Below are 17,537 nucleotides of genomic sequence, written 5' to 3'. Positions count from 1 at the left end.
CGGTGGCCGGGTCCGGCGCGGTTGTCCGGGACGGCGCGGCGCCCGCTCACGTCCGGCCGCGAGGCCTCACCGCGAGAGCCCCGGCCGGGCCTCGCCCGCCTCGCCCTCGGCGGCCCAGTCCAGGTGCAGCCGGGCGAACAGCAGCGCCTCGGCGAGCATCTCCCGCCGGGCGGCGGACGACGCGGCCCGCCGGGTGTTGACCTCCAGCACGACCTGCCCGTCGAAGCCGGCCCTGGCGACCAGCTCGCACAGCTCGGCGCAGGGCTGGGTGCCCCGCCCCGGCACCATGTGCTCGTCCTTGGGCGCGCCGGACCCGTCGGCGAGGTGGATGTGCCGCAGGCTCTCGCCCATCCGCTTGGCCAGTTCCAGCGCGTCCATGTGCGCGGCGGCCGAGTGCGACAGGTCCAGCGTGTAGTTGCGGTGACCCACGTCGGTGGGGTCGACGGACGGCTTGAACGCGTTCATCTCCACCGAGCGCCCCCTGCCCAGCGGGCGGCGCACGGGGAACATGTTCTCCACCGCGATCGCGATGCCGCTCTCGTCCTCCAGGGACGAGACCAGCTCGGCGAAGCGGTCGGCGTACTTGCGCTGCCAGCGGAACGGCGGGTGCAGCACCACCGTCGGCGCACCGAGGTCACCGGCGGCGCGGACGGCCTTGCGCAGGCGTTCGACCGGGTCCGGCGACCACACGCGCTGCGAGATCAGCAGGCAGGGCGCGTGCACGGCGAGCACGGGCATGCCCGATCGGGCCGACAGGCGGTCGACCGCCCGGATGTCCTGCGACACCGGGTCGGCCCACACCATCAGCTCGACGCCGTCGTACCCCAGTTCGGACGCGATCTCGAACGCCGCTCCGGCGGGCTGCGGGTAGACCGACGCCGTGGAAAGCCCGACCGGGATGCGGGCGGTCAACTCTTCACCAGCAGCATCGCCGCTGGTGAGACTGTCACGATGAGGCCGACGAGCACGGCCAGGACGGTGGTCTGGAGGTCGTCCGCTCTGCGGATCTTTCGAACCAGCAACACCAGACCCACGGTAACCGCCAGCGCCACGACGAGCGCGGCGGCGGGCACGGCGCGCCACAGGTAGTTGAAGGCGAGCCACAGGGCGGCGCCGCCGAGCACGCCGACGGCGAGCTGGCCGATCATGATCAGCCATTCCCTGCCGGCCGAGCGCTGCGGAGCCTCGTCGGGGTCCTCCTCGGCCTCGCCCGCGTCGTCCAGACCGGCGGGACCCTCGTCCTCCTCGTCGTCTTCCTCGAGGTAGTCGTCCTCCGCGCGGTAGGCGGCGTACTCCTGCGAGTCGTCGTCGTCCACGTACGGGCCGGGGTGGGCCGCGGTCGACTCCATGGGCGGCATGGACAGCACCGTCCGCGCCGCCGGATCGTCGTCGTCGCCGAACCAGGCGTCGGGCTGGTTGTTCGGCAGCGGCTCCGGCAGCTTCGGCGGGGCGGGCGGCACGATCAGCACGGACTCGGTGTCGAGCGCGGCGATCTTGTCCACCGGCGCCTTGGCCGGGATGCGCGGGAGCTGCTCGGTCATCGGCTCGCGCGCGGGCACACCGGGCTTGGGGGCGGTGGCCGGCATCGGCGCGGGCTTCGGCGGGCGCGTGATGCCGGTGCGGGACGGGTTCGGCACACCCGCCACGCCGGCGTCCGGACGCGGTGCGTCCGGCCTGGGCACGTCCGTGCGGGACGGCGCCTCCGGGCGGGCCAGGTCGGCCCTGGCCAGGTCGGGGCGGGACAGGTCGGGGCGGGACAGGTCAGGGCGGGACAGGTCAGGCCGCGACGGCTGGTCGCGGACCTGCGGCACCTGCCGGGTCTGCTCGGCGGCGGCCGCGGGCGGCGCCGGCGGGGCCGGGGCGGGCCTGCGGACCTGCGGCGGCTGCGCGGGCGGGACCACCGGCGGTTTCTGCTGGTAGGCCGCGGGGGGTGGCGCGACGGGCGGTGGCGCGACGGGCGGGGCCGCGACCGGCGGGGCGGGCGGTTCGGGGGCCGCGCGACGACCGGACGGGGCCACGTCGTCCTCGCGGATCGCCATCAGCCGGCCGCTGTCGGACAGGACCCGCTCGATGATCGTCTGGGGCGCGGTCTCCGGCTGCTGGACCTCCTCCGGGTCGTCAGCCGCGCGGCGGCGTCGCCGACGTGGCGCACCCTCCGCGCTGCTCCCGTACTGGGCGAGCAGCTCGGCGACAGTGCGCTGCGTCTGGTCGGATCCGCTCTCTCGACTCATCAACTCCACCGTGCCCCGTGCCGGCCAGTACGTCCAGTATCGCTCTGGTCCGCGCCGTCAGTGTGGTCCAGCCGCCTGAGGATGACACCCTCCCGGAGCGCCCAGGGGCAAATCTCCAGTTGCGTGAGTGACAGGGCTCGCATCGTTGCCTCCGCGACCAGCGCGCCCGCCAGGAGCTGGTGCGCGCGCGAAGGGCTCACGCCTTCCAGCTCGGCGAGGTCACCGGCCGACATCCGGGAGATGAACGCGATCAGCTGCCGAAGGCCGGCGTCGGTGAGGACCCGGCGCTCCCTTGGCCCGGCAGACGATGGCGCGGCCCCGGTGAGCCGCGCCAGCGTTCGGAAAGTTTTTGAGGTCGCAACCACCCGATCGGGTTCCCCCGCGCGTTTCAGCTTCCGCGCGACGGGCGCGAGCTGCTCGGCGAGCCATTCGGTGGTCTCGCGGACCTCGGAGCGCCGGGGCGGGTCCTTCTTGAACCGGGTCCTGGTGAGCCGGCCCGCGCCCAGCGGCACGGAGAAGGCCATGTCGGGGTTCTCGTCGCGGCCGATGGCGAGCTCCAGGGAGCCGCCACCGATGTCGAGGCTCAGCAGCTTGCCCGCGGACCAGCCGTACCAGCGGCGGACCGCGAGGAAGGTGAAGCGGGCCTCGTCCTCGCCGGTGAGGACCTTCAGGTCGACGCCGGTCTCGGCGCGCACGCGGTCGAGCACCTCGGAGGAGTTGCCCGCCTCGCGCACCGCCGAGGTGGCGAACGCCATCAGGTCCTCGCAGCCCGACCGCTCGGCCGACGCCTTGGCGGCGGCCACCGCCCGAACGAGCTGGTCAGCGCCCGTCTTGGACAGCTGCCCCTTGCCGTCGAGCTGCTCGGCGAGACGCAGGATCGTCTTCTCGGACGTCGTCGGGATGGGGTGGGCACCACGATGCGCGTCCACCACGAGTAGGTGGACGGTGTTGGAACCCACGTCGAGAACGCCCAGGCGCACGCCGGAAACGGTACCTGGTCGTGTCCGTCAGGACTCGAACTTGTAACCGAGACCCCTCACGGTCACCAGGTGACGCGGTGCCGACGGGTCCGGTTCGATCTTCGAGCGCAGCCGCTTGACGTGCACGTCCAGCGTTTTCGTGTCGCCCACGTAGTCGGCTCCCCACACGCGGTCGATCAGCTGGCCCCTGGTGAGGACGCGGCCGACGTTGCGCAGCAGGTACTCGAGGAGGTCGAACTCCTTGAGCGGCAGGCTGATGTCCTGGCCGCCGACGGTGACGACGTGGCGTTCCACGTCCATCCGCACCGGACCGGCCTCGAGGATCTGCGGCAGCAGGTCCTCGGACTCGCCGCCGCGCCGCAGCACGGCGCGGATGCGGGCGATGAGCTCGCGGGCCGAGTACGGCTTGGTGACGTAGTCGTCGGCGCCCAGCTCCAGGCCCACGACCTTGTCGATCTCGCTGTCGCGCGCGGTCACCATGATCACGGGGACGGCGGAGCGCTGGCGCAGCTGCTTGCAGACGTCGGTGCCGCTCATGCCGGGCAGCATGAGGTCGAGCAGCACGATGTCGGCGCCGTTGCGGTCGAACTCCTCGAGCGCCTCCTGGCCGGTGGCCGCGAGCGCGGCGGTGAACCCTTCCTTGCGCAGCAGGAAGGCGAGCGGATCGGCGAAGGACTCCTCGTCCTCCACGATGAGCACCCTGGTCACAGCTCTCCTCCAGTGTCGCCCGCGCCGGTGGGGACGAGGGTCGGGTTGGGTTCGGCCGCCACGGCCGGCAGCCGCAGCGTGAAGGTGGAGCCCGTTCCCGGCAGGCTCCACAGCTTCACCTCGCCGCCGTGGTTGGCGGCGACGTGCTTGACGATCGCGAGCCCCAGACCGGTGCCACCGGTCGCGCGCGATCGAGCCTTGTCCACGCGGTAGAACCGTTCGAAGACCCTGGTCTGCTGGTCCTCGGCGATGCCGATGCCGCGGTCGGTCACGGCGATCTCGACGTGCCCGTCCACCAGCCGGCGGCTGACGGAGACCGGGCTGCCGGGCGGCGAGTAGGCGATCGCGTTGTCCAGCAGGTTCGTCAGCGCCGTCACCAGCAACGACCGGTCGCCCGGCACGACGAAGCCGCTCGGCTCGTCGGTGGTGATCGTGATGTTCACCGACTCGGCGGCGAGCTTGGACCGCGACAGCGCCTCGTTGATCACGACGTCGATCTCGGTGTCGGACAGCTCCGGCAGCTTCTCCGCGCCCTGCAGGCGCGACAGCGCGATCAGCTCGGTGACGAGCGTGCCGAGGCGGGTGGCCTCCTGCATGATCTTCGCGCTGAAGCGGCGGACCTCGTCCTGGTCGTCGCTCGCGTCCAGCACGGCCTCCGCCAGCAGCGCGAGCGCCCCGACCGGCGTCTTGAGCTCGTGGCTCACGTTCGCCACGAAGTCGCGCCGTGTCTTCTCCAGCCGGACGGCCTCGGACTCGTCGCTCACGTCCACGACCGTGAAGCCCTCGGTGAGCAGCCGGACCTCGGCGTGCACCGCCTCCGGCTGCCGGGCGCGGCGCTGGCCCTCCCCCGGTGAGAGGTCGACGTAGACGACCTCGTTGCTGTTGCGGACGGCCTCCGCGGCTTTGCGCGCGCGGTCGTCCACTCGGTTGTTGCGGACAACGCCCAGTTCTTCTGCCCTCGGGTTGTGCAACACGACGTCACCGAAGTGGTTCAGCACCACGATGCCGTCGTGCGAGTCCTCGACGATCCGCTGCATGAGGTCCGCGACCGTCAGGCCCTTGGGGGCCTTCGGTGTGCGCGGAGCGGTGAATCGGCCAACGAGGAAACCGGCGATCACGCCGATGAGCGCGACGCCGATCGACACAGCGAGGTAACCCGTTGTGGTCACGAGGCGAATGGTAAGCAGCTCAGAGGTGACTTGGCCTAGTGCGGAAGCGTGAACCGTGACACCCGCGACACCTCAGTGGACAGTTGTTCCGTCCCTGGTCAGCCCGCGTTCACCCAACCGTGATGCACCGCATGGCACACGGGGGCCCCGCGTTCCCCTGAGGGAAACGCGGGGCCCCCGCGTGACTTTCAGCGACCCTGGTTCGCGACCGCCGCGATGGCGTCCTTCGCGGCCTCGGGGTCCAGGTACTCGCCACCCGGCTTGACGGGCTTCAGGTCCTCGTCGAGGTCGTAGCGCAGCGGGATGCCGGTCGGGATGTTCAGCCCCGCGATGGCCTCGTCCGAGATGCCGTCAAGGTGCTTCACGAGCGCGCGCAGCGAGTTGCCGTGCGCGGCCACGAGCACGGTCTTGCCGGTGCGCAGGTCCGGCACGATCGAGGACTCCCAGTACGGGATCATCCGCTTCACGACGTCGAGCAGGCACTCGGTCAGCGGCAGGTCGGGGCCGAGGTCCGCGTAGCGCGGGTCGGCGTCCTGGCTGTACTCGGAGCCGGGCTCGATGGGCGGCGGCGGCGTGTCGTACGAGCGGCGCCAGAGCATGAACTGCTCCTCGCCGAACTCCTCCAGCGTCTGCTTCTTGTTCTTGCCCTGCAGCGCGCCGTAGTGGCGCTCGTTGAGGCGCCAGTCGCGGCGGACCGGGATCCAGTGCCGGTCGGCGGCGTCGAGCGCCAGGTTCGCGGTCATGATCGCGCGGCGCATGAGGCTGGTGTGCAGGATCTCCGGCAGGACGCCGGCCTCGCGCAGCAGGTGGCCGCCGCGGCGGGCCTCCTTCTCGCCCTTCTCCGACAGGGGAACGTCCACCCAGCCGGTGAACAGGTTCTCCGCGTTCCACGTGCTCTCGCCGTGGCGGAGCAGCACCAAGGTTCCGACAGACATGGCGGCTAGCCTGCCATGCCGGGGCCCCGGCCGTACCCCGGCGGGGCGGCGTGATCCACGCCATGTCCGCCGCGATCTGGGAGAGTCGGTGCATGGGGAAGCGCGAGATGGACGACGAGCAGCGCGAGCGGATGCGCGACCTCAACCGGATCGGGCGGCAGACGTTGCCGTACAGCGGCGGGTTCGTGGTCTTCGCGGTCCTCGCCGGGGTGTTCGTGTACGACGACTGGACGGCGCTGCTGTGGTGGGTCCTGGCCGACCTCGCGGTGACCGGCGTCATGTTCTTCGCGCAATGGCGCTACATCCGTCGTGGACCGTTCCCGCGACTGCCCGCGAGCATGCGGGAAGACGAGCACCCCCGGCGATGATCCGCCGGGGACGCTCGCGCTTCGGACCAGGCTCCTCAGGCGGGCGGCAGGGGAGCACCGGGGCAGGAGTCGTTCGAGACCTTGCCGGTGTCGAAGAACTCCACCGCCTTGGCCGCGCACGGCAGGGTGTCGAGCGAGCCGTGGACGTCGTCCTCGACGGTCAGCATCGCGCCGCCGATCCGCGCGCGCATCTCCCGCGTCCAGCCGATCGGGGTGACCTGCTCGTAGAGGTGCCCCACGAGTTGCAGGGGGCTGGATCCGCCGGTGAACCGCCACGGCTGGGCGGGTAGCGGCCAGCCGACGCAGCGAACGGCCTCGGAGCCGTACCGGCCGGAGACGGGCAGTTGCTCGATCAGCCGCAGCCTGGCGTCCCAGACCTCGTCGAAGTCGCGCGTGCTGCCGGAGTCGTTGCACATCACCGCGGTCTGCTGGAACGGGCTGAAGCCGGTCTGGTCGGCGTCCCAGCCGAACGTGCGGTTCTCCTCGGCGGCCCGGGCTCCGAGCGTGCCGCCGGCGGCGAGTGCGGCGAGTTCCCGTGCCGTCGCCGCCCAGTGGCGGCGGGACGTGGTGATCATGCTGTCGAACGCGTCGAGGCGGGTCTGCCGGGTCCGCAGGTCGAGCAGCGCCCTGGTCACCGCGGCCTGGGACGTCCCGAAGTGGTAGACGTCGTCGTGGCGGGCGATCCAGGCGGCGAACTCGGCGAACGTGTTCTCCCTCGCGGTCATCTGCGCGCGGTCCATCTCGACCAGGTCCAGGTCCGGCGCCATCACCGAGTCCAGCAGCATCTTGTCGACGTGCGCGTCGAACAGCGTGCGGTACTGCGCACCGAGCGCGGTGCCCCACGAGATGCCGTAGTAGCCGATCTTGTCCTCGCCGAGGGCGATCCGGATCCGGTCCATGTCGCGGGCGATGTTCGCGGTGGTGAGGTTGCGGACGAACTCCGGGTCCTGCGCGACGCAGCGCTGGTGGTTGCGGCCGTCGCGCTCGGCCACGAAGCGGGCCCGCTCCTTCTCCGGCAGGGACGGGTCCGGCTGCGTCAAGTCGTCCTGGCAGCTCACGCCCGCGCTGTAGCCGACGCCGCGCGGCGCGAACCCGACGAGGTCGTGGTGCGCGCCGATCCCGGCCGCCCGCGAGCGCAGGATGCTCTTCGGCAGCTCCATCCCGGAGCCGCCGGGACCACCGGGGTTGAGCAGGACGACGCCGCGGCGGTCACCGGACGCCTTCACCCGGCTGATCGCGATGTCGACGGTGCGCCCGTCCGGCTTCGCGTAGTCGACCGGCACGGTCACCATCGCGCACTCGGAGCGGTCGTCGCCGGAGGGCCACCGGTTCGCGATGTCCCGGCAAAGCCGCCACTGCAACGTTTCCGCGGTCGCAACCCCCGGCGCGACCGGGATCAGCACGAGCACCGCCAGTGCCGTGCGGACGAGTCCCTTGAACCTCATGGGAAAACCCTGGCCTCTTCGAGCGCACCGGTACCTCGGCCGATCGGCCGAGGTACCGCGCCGACCGGCTGGACCGGATGCGGCTGAAGCACTTCCCCGCCGACGGCGGGGGTTTCCGGTGCCGTGGCACGGTACTCATGGAAACAACCGCCCAGTGCCGTCAGGGCTGACCACGATCGGAACTCACCACGCATGGCGATGCACGATGACGAGATCGACGTTCGCGAGGACGTCGTCCGGGAACTGGTCGCCGACCAGTTCCCCGGCTGGGCGGGCGCGCCGGTCCGGCGGGTCGCGTCGGACGGGACCGTGAACGCGATCTTCCGAATCGGGGACGAGGTGGCGGCCCGGTTCCCGCTCCGGCGCCGGGCGGTCGACGCGGCCCGCGCGGTCCTGGAGCGCGAAGCCGCGGCCTCCCGGCGATTCGCCGGGCACAGCCCGGTTCCGGCGCCCCGGCCGATCGCGATCGGCGAGCCGGGGGAGGGTTACCCGCTGCCGTGGGCGGTGCAGAGCTGGCTGCCGGGGACGACCGCCCCGATCGAGTTCGAGGGGTCCCCGGCCTTCGCCCACGACCTCGCCGGCCTGGTCAGCGCGCTGCGGGCCACCGGCACCGGCGGCCGGGTGTTCCAGGGCAACGGCCGCGGCGGCGACCTCCGCGACCACGACGAGTGGGTCGAGGAATGCTTCGTGAGGAGCGAAGGGCTGCTCGACGTCCCGCATCTCCGCCGCCTGTGGGACCACTTCCGCGAGCTGCCCCGCACCTCGGCGGACGTCATGTCGCACGGTGACCTGCAGCCGCTCAACGTCCTGGTCGCCGACGGCCGGTTGACGGGCGTGCTGGACACCGGCGGTTTCGCGCCGGCCGATCCCGCGCTGGACGCCATGGCCGCCTGGTACCTGCTGGGTGACAGTTCCCGGGAGATCTTCCGCGAGGAGCTGAACTGCGACGACCTGGAATGGGAACGCAGCAAGGCGTGGTCCTTCCAACAATGCCTCGGCGCGATCTGGTACTACATCGACTCCAATCCGGCCATGTACCGCATGGGCCGCCTGGTTCTGGACCGGATAAGGGCGAACACGAAGGTCTGACCGGGCACTTGCCGGCACCCGCAGCGCCTGCGGAAGCGGCGGCTGCCAGGTCGTGTGAGTCGACGGCTGCGCGTGCCGCTCCGGCACGCGGCCGTCTCGACCTGGCTCGCGACGGCGGAACCCCGGGGTCGGCGGCAGGCGGTGGCTACCCGCCCGGACCGGTCTGAGCGGCGTTCCCGCGGCTCAGACCGGAACAGCGACGGTCACGGACCTCGAGATCAGGCCTGTTCGCGGGCCCTGAGGTCCTTGCGCAGGATCTTGCCGGCGGCCGACTTCGGGATCGCCTCGATGAACTCCACGACGCGGACCTTCTTGTGCGGCGCCACGTTCGCGGCGACGAACGCCATCACGGCGGCCTCGTCGATCTCCGACCCCGCCTGGCGCACCACGAAGGCCTTCGGGACCTCCTCGCCGTCGGCGTCGCGCACGCCGATGACCGCCGCGTCGGCGATCTCGTCGTGGGTCAGCAGCACGGCCTCCAGCTCGGCCGGCGGGACCTGGTAGCCCTTGTACTTGATCAGTTCCTTGACCCGGTCGACGATCGAGACGATGCCGTCGGCGTCGATCACCGCCACGTCGCCGGTGTGCAGCCAGCCCTCGTCGTCGAGGGTGGCGGCGGTGGCCTCGGGGTTGTTCAGGTAGCCCTTCATGACGTTCGGGCCCTTGCACCACAGCTCGCCGCGCTCGCCCACGCCCACGTCCTCGCCCGTGGCCGGGTCGACCAGGCGGCACTGGAGGTTGGGGATGATCACGCCCACGGTGCCGACCGCGATGTCGTCGCGGCCGTCCGGGATGGCGTGGCTGACCGGCGACATCTCCGTCATGCCGTAGCCCTGGACGACGCGGCAGCCGATGCGCTTGCGCACCGCGGCGGCGAGGTCCTCGTCGAGCGGCGCGGCGCCGGAGAAGAGGGTCTTGAGCGGGGAGAGGTCGTAGTTGTCGACGATCGGGTGCTTGGCCAGGGCGACGGCGACCGGCGGGGCGATGTAGACGCGGTCGGTCTTGTGCTCGGCGATGACCCGGAGGAACTCGGGCAGCTCGAACCTCGGCATCGTCACGACGACACCGCCGATGTACAGGCCGTTGTTCATCAGCACCTGCATGCCGTAGATGTGGAAGAACGGCAGCACGGCGAGGATCCGGGTGTGCGAGCCGACGTCGTTGAGGATCGGCTGGCACTGCACGATGTTCGCGACCAGGTTGCGGTGCGTCAGCATCACGCCCTTGGGCAGCGCGGTCGTGCCGGACGAGTACGGCAGCACCGCGACGTCCTGCGCCGGGTCGATCTCGACCGACGGCACCGGGTGCTCGTTCGCGAGCAGCTCCGGCAGCGACGGGTAGCCCTCGGCGCCGTCCAGCACCACCACGTCGGTGACGCCGGCCTTCGCGGCGCCGGGCGCGGCGTTCGGCAGCAGCACGGAGACCGTGAACAGCATCTTCGCGCCCGCGTCGTGCAGCTGGTGCGCGACCTCGTCGGGCGTGTAGAGCGCGTTGATCGTGGTCGCGGTGGCGCCCGCGCGCAGGATGCCGTGGAAGACGACGGCGTAGTAGGGCGTGTTCGGGCTGAGGATGCCGACCACGTCGCCCTTGCCGATGCCGCGCGCGGCCAGTGCGGCGGCCAGGCGGTCGACGGCCCCGGCGAGCTGCCCGTACGTGAGCGAGGCGCCGGACGTGCCGTCGATCAGCGCGACCCGGTCCGCCCGGTCGGCGATGTCACCGAACAAGAGCTGGTGCAGCGACACGTCGGGGATCTCGACATCGGGGTACGGACTGCGGAAAACCATGCGGAGACCTCATTCACTCGCTGTGCACCCAGCCTTGGGCACATCGTGATCCAGCCCACTGGGGAGGTCAAGGTCATCCTGATCGCTACAGAAGCGTTACGGAGTGCGACTAAATACACTCGAATGGAGCAATACAAGCACTTGTGATCGCAAGGATGTATCTGGGAAGTTGATACCGCCTCCGCGAGTCGGCTCCCACGCTTACCCGGCGAGCGCGAGGCAGATGCGCGGTTCGTCTTCCCCCGTCGGATCGCGCGGCCCGCTTGGGATCCGGAGGCTCCCCCCGTCCACGGATCCACGCAGCGGGGACCTGTGACGCGGGACGGCTCGATGCGACTCCCCCTCTCTCCCGAGCCGTTCCGCGCGTCATCAGAAGGACGCACTCTCAGTAGATCTGATCATGCTGCTTCCGTCGTCCGAGTGACGCGCTTCCGGCGCCGCAGCAGGTACACCACCACCGCCGCCGGGACCCCGAGCGCCACCAGGAACGGCAGGGCGGCTCCGAGCCCGATCAGCAGCCCGCCCAGCACCGCGAGCAGCGCGTTCCAGCCGCCCGCCAGCGCGCTGAGGAACCCGGCCTCCCGCTGTTCCGGCGGCGCGACCGGCTTGGTCGCCACCTGCACGGTCAGCGTCGCGAGCGCGACCTTGCCCTTCAACGACTCGCTGCGCCGCTGCATCGACTCGAGCTCGCTCTGCCGCTTGGTGAGCTCCGACTCGACCTGCGCGATCTCAGCCGTCGTCGCGGCCCGCTCGAACAGCACGCGCAGCCGCTCGACGCTGGCCCGCTGCGTCGCGATCCGCGCCTCGACGTCGACCAGCTGGTCGGTGACGTCCTCGCTGCGCACCTCGCTGCGGGTGATCTCCCCCACACCCACGAGGTCCCGGACGACCCGGTCCAGCTCGGCCGACGGCACCCGCACGGTCACCGACCCGGCGGTTCTGGTCGAGTTCTCCTGCCCGGCGAACCCGCCGACGGCCTGCGCCCGGTCCTTCACCTGAGCGATGGCCTTCAACACGTCGTCACTGCGCAGGTCGACGGTCGCCGTGCGCACCAACTGCCGTTCCTGCTGCTGCACCGGCTGCACGGCAGCAGGAGCGTTCTCCTGCTGCTGCGGCGCCGCCTGCGGTGGCGCGGCGGCGTCCTTCGCCGACGTCCCCCCACCCGTGTTGCTGCCGCACCCCGTGGCGACGAGGGCCAGCAACGCGACTCCCACCAACAGCACTGGTTTGCCCATGCCCATCGGACGGATCCCGACCGGCGGGCGGTTGCCGCCTAGTCCGAAACGAGATGTTGGAAGGCCGCCAGGTTCGCGAGCGACTCGCCGCGCGACACCCGCCACGCCCACTCCCGGCGGATCGCGTCGGCGAACCCGATCTCGAGCAGCGGGTTGAAGTCGCCGTCCGCCGCCTCCAGCACCTGTCCGAGCACGCGGTCCAGCTCGTCGGGGGTCACGGCGTGCTTGCCGACCCGTCCGACCAGGTAGATGTCGCCCTCGGCGTCGATCGTGTAGTGCACGCCGTAGAGCCGCGCGTTGCGCCGCAGCAGGAACCGGTAGACGTCCTCGAACGACTGGTCCGGCCGCCGGCACACGAACGCCTCGACGACCAGGGCGTGCGCCGTCTCCACCAGCCAGACGTTGGTCTGCAGCTTCTTGGTGCCCAGCAGCGTCACGAAGAACTTGCCCGGCTCGCGCCGGTCGTACTTCAGCTCCCGTTCGTCCAGGAACGCCTTGACCACGTCGTCGACACCCGAGCCGTTCAAGCGAAAACCTCCCGGCGGAACACCTCTGCCGCTTCTTGGTACCCCGCCAGCAGCGCGTCAGTCGTGCGGTCCCAGGAGAAGCGCCGCGCGTGCCCCACCGCGTTGCTCGCCAGGTGCTCCCGCTGCGGCAACGCCACGGCGCCGATCGCCTCGGCCCACGCCCGCGGCTCGTGCCCGTGCACGAGGACCCCGGAGATCCCGTCGTTGACCGCGACGGGCAGCCCGCCGACGGCCGCCGCGACCACCGGCGTCCCGCACGCCTGGGCCTCCAGCGCCACCAGCCCGAACGACTCGTTGTGGCTCGGCACCGCCACCAGGTCGGCTGCCCGGTAGACCGCGGCCAGTGCGGGCCCCGGCTGCGGCGGCAGGAACCGCACGACGTCCGCGATGCCGAGCTGCCCCGCCAGCTCCTCCAGCGCCTTCGGCCGCTCCGTGCCGCTGCCCGACGGACCGCCGACGACCAGCACCACGAGCCGCGACCGCAGTCCCGGATCGCGCAGCAGCATCTCCGCGGCGGCGCGCAGCAGCACGTCGGGAGCCTTCAACGGCTGGATCCGGCCGACGAACGCCAGCACGACCGCGTCCCGCGACAGACCGAGCCGGTGGCGTGCCTCGTCGCGGTCGCCGGGCGTGAACCTGTCGAGGTCCACCCCCGGCGGCACCACGGCGACCTTGGCCGCGTCCGCGTCGTAGAGCTTGATCAGCTCACCGGCCTCGATGTCGGTGTTGGCGACGAGCCGGTCCGACTCGGCGACCACCTGCTCCTCGCCGATCACGCGCATCCTGGGCTCCGGCGCGTCGCCCTCGGCGAGCGCCAGGTTCTTCACCTTGGCGAGCGTGTGGGCGGTGTGCACGAGCGGCACGCCCCACCGCTCCCGCGCGAGCCAGCCGACCTGCCCGGACAGCCAGTAGTGCGAGTGGATCGCGTCGTAGTAGCCCGGCTCGTGCCGGGCCTCGGCCCGCAGGACGCCCGCCGTGAACGCGCAGAGCTGGCCCGGCAGCTCCTCCTTGCCCAGCCCCTCGAACGGCCCGGCGGCGACGTGCCGGACGCGCACGCCCGGCGCCAGCTCGGCCACCGGCGGCTGCTCGGACGACGTCGCGCGGGTGAAGATCTCCACCTCGACGCCGCGCCGCGCCATCCGGGTGGCGGTCTGCACGATGTAGACGTTCATCCCGCCCGCGTCACCGGTCCCCGGCTGCTCCAGGGGCGAGGTGTGCACGGAGAGCACGGCCACGCGCTTCATCCGGCCACCCTCCTCAGGTCTGCGGCGAACCGGGCGGGCCGCTCCAGGAACGGCGCGTGCGCGGTGTCGGGGTACAGGCTCAACTCGGCTCCGGGGATCAGGGCGGCGGAGTACTCGGCGGCGGCAGGGGCGACCACCTCGTCTCGAGTTCCGTGCACCACCAGGGTCGGCACGTCGACGGCGGTCAACACGTCAGCGCTGCCCACATCCCTGCGGAACAGCTCACCCCGCACCCTATGGCTCACGGTGGCGGCCGAGGCTGTGAGATCGCCGACCGTTCCCGCGGGCAGCGCGGGCGCCATCGCCCGGCAGAACTCCGCCAGCGCGGCGTCGTCGGTGATCGCGGCGGGCAGCGCGGCGCGCATGACGGGCCCGATCTCGCCCCCTGGACGGCCGCGGCCGATCTCGGTGATCGCGCCCACGAGCACCAACGCGGTGATGCGCGCGGTGCCGTGGAAGCGGAGGTAGTCGGCGATCACCAGCCCGCCGTAGGACCACCCGACGACCGTCGCGGGCCCGGTGCGGGCGAGCACGGCGTCGAGGTCCGCGGCCCACCGCGCCGAGTCGCGGTAGTCGCCGAAGTCGTCCGATTCGCCGTGGCCGCGGAGGTCGACGGCGCAGGTGCGGAAGCCGGGGAGGTGGATGCCGGACAGGCCCCAGACGGCGCCCGTCTGCGCCCAGCCGTGGATGAGCACCACCGGTGGCGCGCCGGGCGGGCCCGCCTCACGGACGGCCAGTCGTCCCCCACCGGCCGCCGTCACGTGTGTCAGCTGCACACCTGCGCAAACGACCCGGTCGGGGCACGCATTCCCGCTGCCCGGACGGAAACGCGGGGGCCCCGCGTTTCCCATGGGGGAACGCGGGGCCCCCGCGTTCCCTGGGAGCGGGCTACTTGATGGCGGACTTGGCCTTCCACTGGTCCCACGGGATCTGCCAGTCGTACCAGTCGAACTGCGCCGGCAGCGTGGTGATGGAGCCCGTCACCTCGACGGGGTCGCCGACCAGCGCGGAGTCGTAGTACGCCTTCGCGTCGGCTTCCAGCAGGTTCGCGCAGCCGTGCGAGGTGTTGTTCTTGCCGATGTTGGCCGCGTTGTCGTTGTTCTCGTGGATGAACTCGCCGTGGTTGGAGAACCGGACGGCCCACTTCTTCACGACGTTGGTGTAGCCGTAGCGCGGGTTGTCGAACGAGAACGTGTCGTGCTTCGACATGACCACGAACGTGCCGTTCGGCGTCGTCAGCTCGGGGTCGGCGTCCTTGCCGAAGGAGGCCGGGTACGAGGCGACCTGCTGGCCGTCGCGCAGGACCACGAGCTGGTGCGTCGGGTTGTCGATCTTCACGACCTGGTTGCGGCCGATGGTGAACTCACTCGTCACGTCGGCCCGGCCGAACGCGCCGCCGCCGTAGTTCACGCCGTAGAGCTTGGCCTCCACCTTGATCTTGGTGTTCGCGGGCCAGTACTTCTCCGGCCGGTAGTGCACCTCCTGGGCGTTCAGCCACGCCCACGAGCCGGTCACGTTCGCCGAGTTGGTGACCTTGAGGGCCTTCTCGACGGTCGCCTTGTCCTGGACCGGCGCCTCGAACTTGACCATGATCGGCGCCGCGACGCCGACGGTCTGGTTGTCACCGGGCCAGAGCGTCGCGCGGGTCTGCGAACCGGGCGCGACGGTGGAGAACGAGCCCTTGAGCTCGACCGGCTTGCCGTCGGAGCCGACGACCTTGCCGGAGTAGCTGTACGCCTTGCCGTAGCCCAGCGGCTCGGCCGTGGTCCACCCTGACCTGTCCTCGGTCAGCGTGCCCTTGACCTCTTTGCCCTCCGCCGACTTCAGCGCGACGGACTCGATCTTGCCGTCCACCACCGTGACCTGGACCGGCGTGGTGACCTGCACGTCCTTGGTTCCGTCGACCGGGGACAGGGTGACCTTCGCGGACGGCAGCGAGCTGTCCGACTTCGGCGTTCCCGTCTCGACACTCGAGCACCCGGCCAGCAGCGTCAGCCCGGCGAGGAGCGCGGCCAGTGTTCTCTTCACGGTTTCGACCTCCCAACTAGCAGGACGTCTCACCCGACCGGGTGGTGCGAGTGACGTCCGTCACACGACGTTCGGCGGCCTACGATCGGGATCGTGAATCGACCTGTCGCAGTAGTGACCGGAGCTAGCGCGGGCATCGGCGAGGCCACCGCGCGGCGGTTGGCCGCCGAAGGGTTCCACGTCGTGCTCGGCGCACGTCGTCTGGACCTCCTCCACGTTATCGCGAAGGAGATCGAGGGGACGGCCATCGAGTTGGACGTCACGGACGAGGCCTCCGTCGCCGCCTTCGCCGACCGGGTACCCCGCGCCGACGTCCTCGTGAACAACGCCGGTGGCGCCCGCGGGCTGTCGACCGTCGCCGAGGGGAACCCCGAGGAGTGGCGCTGGATGTGGGAGGCGAACGTCCTCGGCACCCTGCTGGTGACCAAGGCGTTCGTCCCCAAGCTGATCGCGTCGGGGAACGGGCACATCGTGTCCGTGACGTCCGTCGCGGCGCGTGAGGCGTACGACAACGGTTCCGGCTACACCAGCGCGAAGCACGCGCAGTCGGCGTTGCACCGGACGTTGCGCGGCGAACTGCTCGGCGAGCCGGTGCGGATCACCGAGGTCCTCCCGGGCATGGTCGAGACGGACTTCTCCGCCAACCGGTTCGGCGGGGACACCGAGCGCGCGGCCAAGGTCTACCAAGGCCTCACGCCGCTCACCGCCGACGACGTGGCGGACGTCATCGCGTTCGCGGTCACCCGGCCGCCGCACATGAACGTCGACGAGATCGTGCTCAAGCCGAGGGCCCAGGCCTCCGCGACTCGGGTACACCGGGAGTGAGCAGCTCCACGTCGAGCTGACGCAGGACGGGCCCGATGGGGTTCGCGAACCCCGTCGAGCCCGACCCGGCCACGTACAGGCCGACGACCCGGTTGTCCGCGTCCACCAGCACCGCGCCGCTGTCGCCGTGGTCGCCGAAGTGCTCAGCCGAGTGCACGCGGATCTGGTCGCGCAACGTCCGGACGCCGATGCCGTCGCCGAAGTCGAGCCGGACGGTCGCGTCCGTCGACGCGACCACGCCGTACGTCAGCCCGGTGGTGCGGCCGCGTTTGCGCACCGTGGAGCCGACCTCGGCCGGTGCCGCGCCGGTGACCGCGCCGACGTCGACCACCTCCGCGCGCCACGGCCGGTCGCCGAGCCTCAGCCCCGCCGCGCTCACCGACCCCGCCAGCGCCGCCCGGTCCAGCACCGCGACCACGTCCGCGCCGGTCACTCCACCGTCCACTCTGGACGGGTGCACGAACTCGTCGCCCACCGACCACGAGTCGTCGACGCAGCCGACGTGGAAGGTGGTGAGCCCCAGCACCTTCCCGGCCCCGTCGCGGGTGACGGCGAACGCGCCGAGGGTGCCAGCGATCACGTACTCGCCCGCCTTCGGCACCTCCGGCGGCCCGACCCGGTACGACCGCGCGGGACCGATGCCGATGCCGCCGCGCAGCACCGCGTGCCGTTCCCCCGAGCCGGGCTGCTCGCCGGTGGCGCGGGTGACCATGGCGCGGTGCAGCACGATCGACTCGGCGACCACGTCGGTCGGCACGCCCCCGACCTCCACCGGGATCTGCCGCGGGTGGTCGGGTCCCTTGGCGCACACGTAGACCACGATCGCGGCGCGGCCCGTGGGCAGCCCGCCGGTGACCTTCTCGCCGATGTCGACACCGATGACGCCGGGCCTGGTCAGGAACTCGTCTTCGACCATGCGCTTGACGGGCCTGATGAGCTCGCGCGCGTTCTCGTCGAGGTAGCTCATAG

17 protein-coding genes are annotated in these 17,537 nt (G+C 71.5%); 3 read left to right on the top strand and 14 right to left on the bottom strand.

Annotation, left to right across the window (positions count from 1 at the left end):
- Positions 1-66 precede the first annotated feature (66 nt).
- From BMW88_RS03020 to BMW88_RS02995, 6 genes are all read right to left on the bottom strand, one after another.
- The gene (locus tag BMW88_RS03020) at positions 67-912 is read right to left on the bottom strand and encodes a sugar phosphate isomerase/epimerase family protein (protein ID WP_089948836.1); all 846 of its coding nucleotides are present in this window, start codon (positions 910-912) and stop codon (positions 67-69) included.
- A complete protein-coding gene (locus BMW88_RS03015) occupies positions 909-2,231 on the bottom strand; it encodes a hypothetical protein (protein ID WP_089948835.1) in 1,323 nt (440 codons plus the stop codon). The genes BMW88_RS03020 and BMW88_RS03015 overlap by 4 nt, the downstream gene beginning before the upstream one ends.
- The gene (locus tag BMW88_RS03010) at positions 2,231-3,211 is read right to left on the bottom strand and encodes a Ppx/GppA family phosphatase (protein WP_089948833.1); all 981 of its coding nucleotides are present in this window, start codon (positions 3,209-3,211) and stop codon (positions 2,231-2,233) included. Before BMW88_RS03010 ends, BMW88_RS03015 begins: the two co-directional genes overlap by 1 nt.
- 27 nt (positions 3,212-3,238) lie before the next feature.
- A complete protein-coding gene (locus tag BMW88_RS03005; protein ID WP_053737067.1) occupies positions 3,239-3,919 on the bottom strand; it encodes a response regulator transcription factor in 681 nt (226 codons plus the stop codon).
- On the bottom strand, positions 3,916-5,088 hold the full coding sequence (locus BMW88_RS03000) for a sensor histidine kinase (RefSeq protein WP_089948832.1): 1,173 nt from the start codon (positions 5,086-5,088) through the stop codon (positions 3,916-3,918). The genes BMW88_RS03005 and BMW88_RS03000 overlap by 4 nt, the downstream gene beginning before the upstream one ends.
- A gap of 188 nt (positions 5,089-5,276) precedes the next feature.
- Positions 5,277-6,023 (bottom strand): phosphoglyceromutase, encoded by a 747-nt coding sequence (locus BMW88_RS02995; RefSeq protein WP_089948830.1) that lies wholly within the window; start codon positions 6,021-6,023, stop codon positions 5,277-5,279.
- Positions 6,024-6,115: 92 nt separating this feature from the next.
- Between BMW88_RS02995 and BMW88_RS02990 the strand changes: the two genes are divergently transcribed.
- Positions 6,116-6,391 (top strand): hypothetical protein, encoded by a 276-nt coding sequence (locus BMW88_RS02990; RefSeq protein WP_143115953.1) that lies wholly within the window; start codon positions 6,116-6,118, stop codon positions 6,389-6,391.
- Between the two features lie 35 nt (positions 6,392-6,426).
- Here BMW88_RS02990 and BMW88_RS02985 read toward each other — a convergent pair whose 3' ends face one another.
- Positions 6,427-7,836 (bottom strand): alpha/beta fold hydrolase, encoded by a 1,410-nt coding sequence (locus BMW88_RS02985; RefSeq protein ID WP_089948827.1) that lies wholly within the window; start codon positions 7,834-7,836, stop codon positions 6,427-6,429.
- Between the two features lie 192 nt (positions 7,837-8,028).
- Between BMW88_RS02985 and BMW88_RS02980 the strand changes: the two genes are divergently transcribed.
- Complete coding sequence (locus tag BMW88_RS02980; RefSeq protein WP_089948826.1) at positions 8,029-8,925, top strand: aminoglycoside phosphotransferase family protein; 897 nt, start codon at positions 8,029-8,031, stop codon at positions 8,923-8,925.
- Between the two features lie 218 nt (positions 8,926-9,143).
- On the opposite strand, the gene BMW88_RS02975 is transcribed toward BMW88_RS02980, so the two are convergent.
- The 6 genes from BMW88_RS02975 to BMW88_RS02950 form a co-directional block, all read right to left on the bottom strand.
- Positions 9,144-10,709, bottom strand: coding sequence for an AMP-binding protein (locus tag BMW88_RS02975; protein WP_089948824.1), 1,566 nt, complete (start codon positions 10,707-10,709; stop codon positions 9,144-9,146).
- A 398-nt stretch (positions 10,710-11,107) separates the two neighbouring features.
- A complete protein-coding gene (locus BMW88_RS02970; protein ID WP_177220923.1) occupies positions 11,108-11,932 on the bottom strand; it encodes a DUF4349 domain-containing protein in 825 nt (274 codons plus the stop codon).
- A 50-nt stretch (positions 11,933-11,982) separates the two neighbouring features.
- Positions 11,983-12,471, bottom strand: coding sequence for a type III secretion system chaperone family protein (locus BMW88_RS02965; protein ID WP_089948821.1), 489 nt, complete (start codon positions 12,469-12,471; stop codon positions 11,983-11,985).
- Positions 12,468-13,715 carry a D-inositol-3-phosphate glycosyltransferase gene (mshA, locus tag BMW88_RS02960; protein WP_089948819.1) on the bottom strand — a complete coding sequence of 416 codons (1,248 nt, stop codon included), beginning with the start codon at positions 13,713-13,715 and terminating at the stop codon, positions 12,468-12,470. The genes BMW88_RS02965 and mshA overlap by 4 nt, the downstream gene beginning before the upstream one ends.
- Positions 13,712-14,491, bottom strand: coding sequence for an alpha/beta fold hydrolase (locus BMW88_RS02955; protein WP_245777532.1), 780 nt, complete (start codon positions 14,489-14,491; stop codon positions 13,712-13,714). The genes mshA and BMW88_RS02955 overlap by 4 nt, the downstream gene beginning before the upstream one ends.
- Positions 14,492-14,603: 112 nt before the next feature.
- Positions 14,604-15,743 carry a L,D-transpeptidase gene (locus BMW88_RS02950; RefSeq protein ID WP_089948815.1) on the bottom strand — a complete coding sequence of 380 codons (1,140 nt, stop codon included), beginning with the start codon at positions 15,741-15,743 and terminating at the stop codon, positions 14,604-14,606.
- Between the two features lie 93 nt (positions 15,744-15,836).
- On the opposite strand from BMW88_RS02950, the gene BMW88_RS02945 reads away from it, so the two are divergent.
- Complete coding sequence (locus tag BMW88_RS02945; RefSeq protein ID WP_089948814.1) at positions 15,837-16,568, top strand: SDR family oxidoreductase; 732 nt, start codon at positions 15,837-15,839, stop codon at positions 16,566-16,568.
- Here BMW88_RS02945 and BMW88_RS02940 read toward each other — a convergent pair.
- Positions 16,522-17,535: a chymotrypsin family serine protease gene (locus BMW88_RS02940; RefSeq protein ID WP_089948812.1), complete on the bottom strand. Its 1,014-nt coding sequence runs from the start codon at positions 17,533-17,535 to the stop codon at positions 16,522-16,524. The two genes, BMW88_RS02945 and BMW88_RS02940, sit on opposite strands and share 47 nt — an antisense overlap.
- Positions 17,536-17,537: the final 2 nt, after the last annotated feature.

The organism is Lentzea xinjiangensis (assembly GCF_900110955.1).
In the GTDB taxonomy this organism is placed as follows: Bacteria; Actinomycetota; Actinomycetes; order Mycobacteriales; family Pseudonocardiaceae; genus Lentzea; species Lentzea xinjiangensis.
Note: the sequence above shows the minus strand (reverse complement) of the source record. Positions and strands in the feature narration are given on the sequence as shown.